At 66.7% G+C, this 3912-nt stretch carries 5 protein-coding genes; 1 reads left to right on the forward strand and 4 read right to left on the reverse strand.

Going from position 1 to position 3912, the window contains the following annotated elements; genetic code table 11:
• Positions 1 to 492 (reverse strand): MarR family transcriptional regulator (locus tag E6G06_21930; protein ID TML85501.1); only part of this gene is annotated, 492 nt, incomplete at its 3' end.
• A gap of 504 nt (positions 493 to 996) precedes the next feature.
• Here E6G06_21930 and E6G06_21935 point away from each other — a divergent pair.
• Positions 997 to 1452, forward strand: coding sequence for a hypothetical protein (locus E6G06_21935; protein TML85502.1), 456 nt, complete (start codon positions 997 to 999; stop codon positions 1450 to 1452).
• Between the two features lie 14 nt (positions 1453 to 1466).
• Here the strand turns inward: E6G06_21935 and E6G06_21940 are convergent, their stop codons facing one another.
• From E6G06_21940 to E6G06_21950, 3 genes are all read right to left on the reverse strand, one after another.
• Positions 1467 to 2357, reverse strand: coding sequence for a GlcNAc-PI de-N-acetylase (locus E6G06_21940; GenBank protein ID TML85503.1), 891 nt, complete (start codon positions 2355 to 2357; stop codon positions 1467 to 1469).
• 119 nt (positions 2358 to 2476) lie between these two features.
• Complete coding sequence (locus E6G06_21945; protein ID TML85504.1) at positions 2477 to 3247, reverse strand: DUF3237 family protein; 771 nt, start codon at positions 3245 to 3247, stop codon at positions 2477 to 2479.
• Positions 3248 to 3256: 9 nt separating this feature from the next.
• On the reverse strand, positions 3257 to 3874 hold the full coding sequence (locus E6G06_21950; protein TML85505.1) for a glyoxalase: 618 nt from the start codon (positions 3872 to 3874) through the stop codon (positions 3257 to 3259).
• Positions 3875 to 3912: the final 38 nt, after the last annotated feature.

The raw sequence follows: 3912 nt of genomic DNA on the forward strand, positions 1-3912 counted from the left end.
GATGTGCCCGTCGCCGCGGTACTCGCGCAGCAAGGAGGCTGCGTGAAAGAGGCGGGCCACCACGTCGTCGGGGATCGGGATCGCGCGCAGCGCGGCGTACATCGGCCGACCCTCGAACGGCGCGCTGGTCGCCGCCTTGAGCAACAGTTCGGCGGCGCGCGCGAAGGCGGGAGAGTCGACGTGATCGCCGAGGATCCGCCGCAGCGCCTTCACGCAGCCCATCTGACGAGCGGCGATCGCCGCTTCGGGCGTGGTGGTGCGCCATACCTTCGGGATGTGGCGAGCCACCTCGCCGGGAGCGAAGTTGTAGAAGAGCGCGTCCACCACCTCCGCCGGGGCGAGGCCCAGGGGTGCCGCCCGTCCGGCGAAGTAGGTGTCCCAGTAGTTGGTGAACCCCAGGGCGAACATCGCCTCGTTCGGTTCGTCGGCCGAGTAGGGGATGACACCAATCGGCTCGACCAGCTCGAACATCCGGCGTGCCATCGAATTCATGGTCTTCTCCTCCTGCTGCAGGCCCCACCCCCCTTGCGGGCACGCACGATCACTTGGACGATTTTGCGCCGCCAAACTCATCGCACCACTGCGCCTCGTTCGTGCTATGCACTCGTCTGAATGAGCATCCGGACCAGGCCGACGCCCGGACGTCGTTCCGGCGCGCGATGTAGGCGTCACCGGGCGGTTGACGAAGAGACGGCGCGGTGATGGAGAAGGCCGGCCCGAGTGCGCCGACGAAGCACGAGATATGAGGCGTCACGAGGCGTGTCACTCGTGCCATTGGGCGGATGGTCGCGTGGGCGCGTTGCAAGGTCGCGTTCGTCCCAACCCAGAACCGGCAGGGATGGGGTCATCCCCAACTGTTCGGACGGGTCTGTAAATCTGGGGCTAGCGACTACGACCACTGACAGGTAGGTCCGAGCTGGCCATCACACCGTGGTCGTCAGGCGCGCTGCTCGTCGGAGGAGAATCCACGATGCCGAAAGCAATCAAGGGAAACGCATGGCGAGAGCCGCCAGAGCCATCGGCGAGCCACTCCGACATCGACGACTGGACCCACCGTCAGATCCCAACGGCATCGACTTCTTCACCGACTGGAACGACGGCGTCAACGACGTTGTCGCGGTCTTACGCGCGGAAGCCGGGCGCAACGCCCACGACAAAGATCTCTCCGACCTGATCGGCGAGCTCTCCACCCGCAGCAATGAGTTCCGCGTCCGTTGGGCCGCCCACAACGTGAAGCTGCATCGCACCGGAACCAAGCGCGTCCGTCACCCGATCGTCGGAGAGGTGACCGTCGACATGGAGGTCTTCGAGCTACCAGCCGACCCCGGCCAGACGTTGGTCATCTACGCACCCGAGCCGGCCTCGCCATCGGACGACGCCCTCGCGCTCCTCGCGAGCTGGACTACCAACCCGCAACGCATTGCGACTGACGAGGCCCGTAACACTCATTGACGACGAGGTGTGCGTCACCTTGCTCGGTAACGAGACCGATACGACTCACTCCGCGCTTCGCCTCTCGATCGGTTCTCGCGCAACCCGTCGAAGAGGTCCGCCTCCGGGAGGGGCGCGTCGGTGGTGTCCTCCGCTCTGATGAAGCTCTCCTCACCGAAGAGCGCGCTGAACGCCTCGGCAGGCAGGCGGGCCCAGAACGACTCTTCGATCTGGCTGGCATGCGTCGCAAGGGCGAGGCGCTTTCGTTCGACGTAGGGCGCGACGTCGATCGTGGTCGTGATGCGCGCTTCGACCGCGTCCAGCATGCGCAGCTGCTCCGGATCTGGTTGTGGGATCTGCGAGAGATCGCCCCCTTGCTCCTCGAGAATCTCCCGGAACCGCTCGAACGTGCTCCGCCGGAACGCCGTGAGATAGGCCTTGCGTGGGATCCCTGTTCGGGCGACCGCGGCCATCGCGACACGGCTCGCGTGGACGTGATCGGGGTGGTCGTAGCCGCCGAGCTCGTCGTAGGTCACGACGACGTCGGGTTGGTACTGCTCGAACAGGCCCGAGAGGCGTTCGGCCGCATCGTCGACCGCGACGTTGCAGAACACGTCGGGCCGGTCCTTGTGCTCCCAGTCGACCATGCCCGAGTCGTGGTACCCGAGCAGCTCGAGATGCGCGACGCCGAGCGTCTCACACGCTCGCTCGAGCTCGCCGAGGCGGATGCGGGCGACCTCGGCCTCGTCGTGGCCTTCGTCTCCCGGCTTGATCCCGCCCAGTGCGTCGCCGAGCTCGCCATTCGTGCACGTGACGACAACGGTTCGGACGCCTTCGTTCGCGTACCGGGCCAGGACGCCGCCCGTGCTCGACGATTCGTCGTCGGGATGTGCGTGCACAGCCATCAGGGTCAGCGGCGTGCTCATCCGGCAAGCCTGTCACGACGCCAGAGCGTGCCGGCGAACGCGAGCTCGTTGAGTCGGAACGCCACCTCTTCGTCGTCGAGCTGTCGAGCATCTGGGGATCGGGCCTCAGGCGCCGCCCCTTATCCGACCAGGTAGGTGTCGTAGATCACGCGGGTGGCTTGGCGGCTGGCCACGCTGATGAAGACGCCCTTGTTCAACCAGTCAAACGCTGGGGCGGCGGTCGCGATCTGAGCCGTGGTCCGGAAGGTGTACTCGGTCGGATCAACGTCGTCGCCACGGCCGAGGCGGGCGAGGACCTCAGCGGTGCCGTGACGCACGCCTCGTGATTCGACGTAGAGCAGGTCGCCGCCGTCTGTGCACAGCGTGTAACGGATGTCGCCCAGCGCAGTGCCGTCATGCAGGACCGTCTGCCAGTCGGCGCTGGCGCCTGGGACGATCTTGCCGCTCAGCTTGGGTCCGGTGAAGGTTCCGCCGGTCCACGGCACGATCCGGCGGTGTCCTTGGGGAAACTCGCCTAGATCGAGCACCTCGCCCAGAGTCGCTTCGAGGCGGTAGACCAGCGTCAGATGGGGCCGCGGGAGCTGAGGCGCTCTGGTGCGCGAGCTAGTTGGGTCGTTTGGGTGCGGCTCGAGCGGAGTGACGCTGATTTGCATCCAGTCGCTCAGGGGCAACGCGTCGAGCAAAGCGTCGAGCTCTGCTTCGCTGGCGGCGCGGAAAAGGCCGAGGGCCTTCTTCCCGTCCGGCGCGTGGTTCGGCGTCCATAGCCGCACGAGATGTCCCTCGCGGGCCAGTTGTTCCGCGGCCGCCACCTCGCCGCTCACGCGCTGTTCGACCTCGGACTCCGGAGCTCCCTCCGGAATGTGTATGTCGAACTCAACCAGGAATTCCATGGCTCCCACCTACGCCGGCAGATCACTCCCGGCCTGCTCCGCCACCATGTAGGAGGCATACCAAGCGGGCCAGGTGTCGTCGTGGCTCGACCGGTGAAGAAGGTGCGACCGCCCCGTGCGCTTCTGATGCTCGGCATGGGCAGCCTCGGCACGCCAAAGCGCGTTCTCCAGGTCTTCCGCGGACGCGAATGCCGTTTCCGTCGGGTCGATCCGACCTGGGAGCCGAGTGGTGACCTCCTGGACCAGCCACAGATTGCCGTCGGGATCGCTGAAGGAGCAGAAAGACCCGTAGCTGGTGCGCTCGGGGTCGGGGCCGGGTTGCCGTGCCTCGACGGGGAACGGTGGGCCGTGCCATACGTCACTCACGTCGATGCCACGGCCGACGAGCACGTCATGGGCCGCCTCGATGTCGGAGACGGTGAGCCCGCCCGCGGCCGAACCTGGCGCGGCCGTTGTCAGTCCCTGGCCGAACGTGACCGACGTCCCCGAGCCTGGTGGTGTGAACTGGACGACACGGAGCCCGTCGAGCGGCGCGACGTCATCGTCGAGCCTCCAACCGACTCGCGCGTAGAACCCCTTGGACCGGTCGACGTCGGACACGGGGATGACCTGGACTTCGAGCTTCATGTCGACCCTCCGAACGCTCGTCTCGCTGGTGACGCTGG

The sequence above is a fragment of the Actinomycetota bacterium genome (genome assembly GCA_005888325.1).
Lineage (GTDB): Bacteria > Actinomycetota > Acidimicrobiia > Acidimicrobiales > AC-14 > AC-14.

Coding starts and splice junctions, on each gene's coding strand:
- E6G06_21935 (TML85502.1), top strand. CDS start 997: ATGGCGAGAGCCGCCAGAGCCATCGGCGAGCCACTCCGACATCGACGA.
- E6G06_21940 (TML85503.1), bottom strand. CDS start 2,357: ATGAGCACGCCGCTGACCCTGATGGCTGTGCACGCACATCCCGACGAC.
- E6G06_21945 (TML85504.1), bottom strand. CDS start 3,247: ATGGAATTCCTGGTTGAGTTCGACATACACATTCCGGAGGGAGCTCCG.
- E6G06_21950 (TML85505.1), bottom strand. CDS start 3,874: ATGAAGCTCGAAGTCCAGGTCATCCCCGTGTCCGACGTCGACCGGTCC.